This is a genomic window from Curtobacterium sp. B18 (assembly GCF_000333375.1).
GTDB lineage: Bacteria > Actinomycetota > Actinomycetes > Actinomycetales > Microbacteriaceae > Curtobacterium.
In genome coordinates, this window is record NZ_BACZ01000099.1 from 1 (window position 1) to 4,794 (window position 4,794).

A 4,794-nucleotide genomic window follows, 5' to 3' on the forward strand; every position below is an offset into this window, starting at 1 on the left:
ATGCCGGCGAAGACCTCGCGAGACGTCCTGACCATCCGATCGCTCCCGGGGAACTCGATCGCCGAGCCGTCGGCCGCGAAGAAGTTGAGACACACGTCACCAGCCGCGTACTGGAACGCAGCATCCTCCACCGGGACGCCCCGTGCGATCGCGTCCCGCGTCGCGGTCGGCGCGCCGATCCCGAGCACGGCGCCCTTCGCACTGCTCCACAGACCGACGACGTGCTGGAACGCAGGGTCCTCGTCGAGTGTGGCCCGCATGGCCGGGGACGGTATCGCCTGCGCGAAGAGGAAGGCGGGGATCGCACCGGAGTGCTCAGCGGCCGTCCTCGTGATCTCGTTGGTCTGGAACCACGGCATCGGGTCGGCCTGACCACCGACGGTCGGGACGAGCTGGACACCGGACAGACGCGGCATCCCGGCGCGCGCGACGTCGTAGACGGTCCGGCCGGACGACATCAGCACGGCGTCCCCCGCCGTGAGCCCCATGCCCTCGAAGGCCGTGGCGACCGCCCCCGCGAGGTCGACGCCGAGCGTGGCCGGATGGGTGACCGCAGCGAGGTGGACGGCGTGCAGCCCGAGCACCACCTGCAGTCGTTCGGCGAGCGCGACGGTCTCGTCCTGGAAGGGGTCGACGACCTCGATCCGGACCAGTCCAGCCCGGCGGGCCTCCGCGACGAGCCGGCTCACGGTCGGCCGTGAAACACCGAGCCTGGACGCGATCTCCACCTGGGTGGCGTCCTCGAGGTAGTACATCCTTGCCGCCTGGTAGACGGTGTCGAGCGGGAACCGCGTGCGCCCGGCCTCCGTCGGCGCGGTGATGTCGGAGGACATGTGGCACTGCCTTTCGGGACGTCGCCGACACCGGTCGACGAGCGATCGGTTCGCGCGGACACGTCGATCGTATCGCCGCGTGGAGTGCCGACCGGAGCGCACGCCCGGCGACGTGCTCGCAGATCCCGTGACCGTCGGTTGAAATTGTGTTCTGGACAAACGTTCCAACAGTGTAGAGTCATCAGCAGTTCGCAGACCACCAGGACACAGGAGTCAAGGATGTCGACGACGACCCAACGCCCGACCACTGCGCCAGCAACCCACCCAGAGGGGCGACTGGACCGGATGGGGATCCCGAAGCCGCTCGCGCTCGGGTTCGTCGCCGTGCTGGTCTTCATGACCGGGAACGGCGTCGAGTCGAACTTCATCACACCGCACATGGTCGCCGTGCTCGGTAGCCCTGAGGCCACCGTCGCGACGATCGTGACCTTCTACAGCCTCGCTGCGCTCATCGGCTCGTACGTGTCCGGTGCCCTGTCCGACCTGGTCGGTCCGCGCCGCGTCATGGTGCTCGGCTTCGGCGTGTGGGTCGTCTTCGAGGTACTGTTCCTCGTCGCCCTCGCGCTCGGCAGCGTCCCGTTCGCGGCAGTGTCGTACGCGCTGCGCGGATTCGGCTACCCGCTCTTCGCGTTCGCGTTCCTCGTGTGGGTGAACATCACCACGCCCGTCGAGCGGAACGGCTCGGCCGTCGGCTGGTTCTACGTGGCGTTCACCGGCGGACTCCCCACGCTCGGCTCGCTCTTCGCCATCGGCGCGATCCCGGCGTTCGGCGGCGGTACGGGCGGGGAGACCGGCGCCATGATCGCCTCGATCGGCCTCGTCCTGATCGGCTTCCTCGTCATGTTCTTCGGCGTCCGCCTGCCGAACGGGTTCCGCCGGATCGCGCCCGAGGGCGAGACCGCCTGGCGGGTCCTGACGAGCGGCATCCGCCTCACCCTCACCCGCCCGAAGGTCCTGATGGGATTCCTCGTCCGACTGATCAACACGGCACCCGAGTTCGGCATGTTCGTCGTCCTGCCCGCCGTGATCGCCGACGACCGCGGGTGGGGGCAGGGTCGCTGGCTCCTGATGACGGTGTGCGTGTACGCGACGAACATCCTCGTCAACGCCCTGTTCGGCTGGGTCGGCGACCGCATCGGCTGGCAGCGCACCGTCAAGTGGTTCGGCATCGTCGGATCGGCGACCGGACTCGTGGCCTGGTGGTACGTGCCGCAGCTCGTCCCCGCCGGATCGGACTGGGGGTACGTGCTCTCGGTCGTGGCGGGATGCGTCTTCGGCTGCCTGCTCGCCGGCTTCGTGCCGATGGGCGCGATCATGCCGGCGCTGGCACCCGACCACAAGGGCGCCGCGATGGCGATGTACACCACCGCGGCCGGCGGCGCCGCGTTCCTCGGCACCGGTGTCGTCGCGGCGGTGTTCGCGCTCGGCGGCGGTGGCCAGGCGGTCACGTGGACCTTCGTCGGCCTGTACGCCTGCGCGTTCGTGATGGTCCACTTCCTGCGTGTCCCGCAGGGCACCAAGGCCCACTGAGCTCCCGGGTGGCAGCGGCCGTCCCGCCGCCACCCGGTGCACGACCCCGGGCGGTGTCGGCCGTCCCGACGCCGCCCGGCCCCACGACCCACCACCACCGGAGGACCAGCATGACGACCATCCACGACGATCCCGAGGACTTCGCCGACGACCAGTTCGCCGGTTGGACCGCGCTCTACGCCGACCGCGTGCGCGGTGTCCACGGTGGCGTGGTGGCGCTCCCCACCGCCGCAGCCGAGCCCCAGGTCGCCGTCGTCGTCGGCGGCGGGTCGGGACACTACCCCGCGTTCTGCGGGATCGTCGGACCGGGGTTCGCGACCGGTGCCGTCGTCGGCAACGTCTTCACCTCGCCGTCGACCGCGCAGGTGTACTCGGTGGCGAAGGCCGCCGACCAAGGCCGGGGCGTCGTGCTCACGTTCGGGAACTACGCCGGTGACGTGATGAACTTCGGGATCGCCGCAGAACGGCTGAACGCCGAGGGCATCCCGACCCGGGTCGTCATCGTCACCGACGACGTCGCGAGTGCCGAAGAACCCGCGCGTCGTCGTGGTATCGCGGGCGACTTCTCGGTCTTCAAGGCGATGGGTGCCGCGGCCGCGGCGGGAGCATCGTTGGACGACGTCGAGCGCGTCGGCAACGCCGCGAACGCCGCCACCCGGACCATCGGCGTCGCGTTCTCCGGCTGCACCATGCCCGGCGCCGCCGAGCCGCTGTTCTCCGTCCCCGAGGGCCACCTCGGACTCGGACTCGGCATCCACGGTGAGCCCGGCATCGAGGACGTCCCGCTGCTGCCGGCGCGCGAGCTCGCATCGCTCCTCGTCGACCGGCTGCTGGCCGAGCGCCCGGCGGGGGCCACACGGGTGGCCCCGATCCTCAACGGACTCGGCGACACGAAGTACGAGGAACTCTTCCTCCTGTGGGGGCGTGTGCTCCCGCTGCTGACCGAGGCCGGCCTCGAGGTCGTCGAGCCCGAGGTCGGCGAACTCGTCACCAGCCTGGACATGGGCGGGTGCTCGCTGACGCTGCAGTGGCTCGACGACGAGCTCGAGCGCTACTGGCGTGCCGACGCCTACACGCCCGCGTACCGCAAGGTGGCAGCGCCGGTCGCAGCGCTCGTGCCGGCCGACGCGGTGGAGGACGCCGCGGCGGAGGCGATGGAGGTGCCGGACGCGACCACCGCCTCCCGGCAGGCCGCCGACACGGCGCGCGACGCGCTCGTCGCGGTCGAGGCGCTGCTGCGCGAGCACGAGGAGGAACTCGGCCGCATCGACGCCGTCGCCGGTGACGGCGACCACGGCCGCGGCATGGTCAAGGGCGCGAGCGCGGCCCGCAGGGCCGTCGACCGTCTCGACCGGGAGGCAGGAGTCGCGTTCGTCATCGGACGCGCCGGTGACGCGTGGGCCGAGTTCGCGGGCGGCACCTCCGGTGTCCTCTGGGGTGCAGCCCTCGAGGCGTTCGGTCGATCGCTCCGCGACGACCGCGAGACATACCGGGCCGCGGACGTCGTCGACGCAGCGCAGGCCTTCGCCGACTCGATCGTGCACCTCGGACGAGCCTCCCGCGGCGACAAGACGCTGCTCGACGCCCTCCTCCCCTTCGTCGACGCGCTGCGCGCCGGGGTCGAGGGCGGCCAGGACACCGCGACCGCATGGCGCGCCGCCGCCGCGATCGCCGTCACCGAGGCGGCCGCGACCGCCGAGCTGCGTCCGAAGATCGGCCGCGCGCGACCGCTCGCGGAGAAGAGCGTGGGCACCCCCGACGCGGGTGCCACGTCGATGGGGATGATCCTCACCCGGGTCGGCGAGGTCCTCGCCACCCGTGCTGACCGACTGGAAGGAACACACGCATGACGTACCGACTCGTGATCGGCTCGGACGACGCCGGCTTCGACTACAAGGAGGTCATCAAGCGCGATCTGCTCGCCGACGACCGGGTGGCCTCGGTCGAGGACGTCGGGGTCGATGCCGACGGACACACCGCCTACCCGCACGTGGCCGTCGACGCCGCACGGATGGTCGCCGACGGCAGGGCGGACCGGGCGATCCTGATCTGCGGCACCGGGCTCGGGGTGGCGATCAGCGCGAACAAGGTCCCGGGCATCCGGGCAGTGACCGCGCACGACTCATTCAGTGTCGAGCGGTCGGTGCTCTCGAACGACGCGCAGGTGCTCTGCATGGGCCAGCGGGTCATCGGTGTCGAGCTGGCACGTCGACTCGCGAAGGAGTGGCTCGGGTACGAGTTCGACCCGTCGTCGGCGAGCGCCGAGAAGGTCGCCGCGATCTGCTCCTACGACCTCGGGCTCCCCCGCAACGTGGACCCGGACGCGGCCGACGTCGACGGCGTCGAGCTGCTCGACCTCGAGACCATCAGCATCCACGCCCCGATCGCCGAGCTGAACGCCGAGTCCGAGGCACGGGCGATGGTCGACGAC

General features: G+C 71.1%; 3 protein-coding genes and 1 pseudogene. 3 read left to right on the forward strand and 1 reads right to left on the reverse strand.

The window, feature by feature from the left end:
• On the reverse strand, window positions 1-833 hold an 833-nt coding region (locus I5E_RS02685; protein ID WP_022905627.1), incomplete at its 3' end, for a sugar-binding domain-containing protein.
• Between the two features lie 285 nt (window positions 834-1,118).
• Here I5E_RS02685 and I5E_RS02690 point away from each other — a divergent pair.
• The 3 genes and pseudogenes from I5E_RS02690 to I5E_RS02700 all read left to right on the forward strand — a co-directional run.
• Window positions 1,119-2,363: an RbtT/DalT/CsbX family MFS transporter gene (locus I5E_RS02690; protein WP_083857838.1), complete on the forward strand. Its 1,245-nt coding sequence runs from the start codon at window positions 1,119-1,121 to the stop codon at window positions 2,361-2,363.
• Between the two features lie 110 nt (window positions 2,364-2,473).
• Window positions 2,474-4,213 carry a dihydroxyacetone kinase family protein gene (locus I5E_RS02695; protein ID WP_022905629.1) on the forward strand — a complete coding sequence of 580 codons (1,740 nt, stop codon included), beginning with the start codon at window positions 2,474-2,476 and terminating at the stop codon, window positions 4,211-4,213.
• Window positions 4,210-4,656, forward strand: a pseudogene (locus tag I5E_RS02700) (ribose-5-phosphate isomerase); the annotation flags it as partial. The gene I5E_RS02695 and the pseudogene I5E_RS02700, both read left to right, overlap by 4 nt.
• Between the last annotated feature and the right edge of the window lie 138 nt (window positions 4,657-4,794).

Bases quoted from the DNA above. Each gene is read 5' to 3' on its own strand.
- I5E_RS02690 (WP_083857838.1), top strand. From the start codon at position 1,119: ATGGGGATCCCGAAGCCGCTCGCGCTCGGGTTCGTCGCCGTGCTGGTC.
- I5E_RS02695 (WP_022905629.1), top strand. From the start codon at position 2,474: ATGACGACCATCCACGACGATCCCGAGGACTTCGCCGACGACCAGTTC.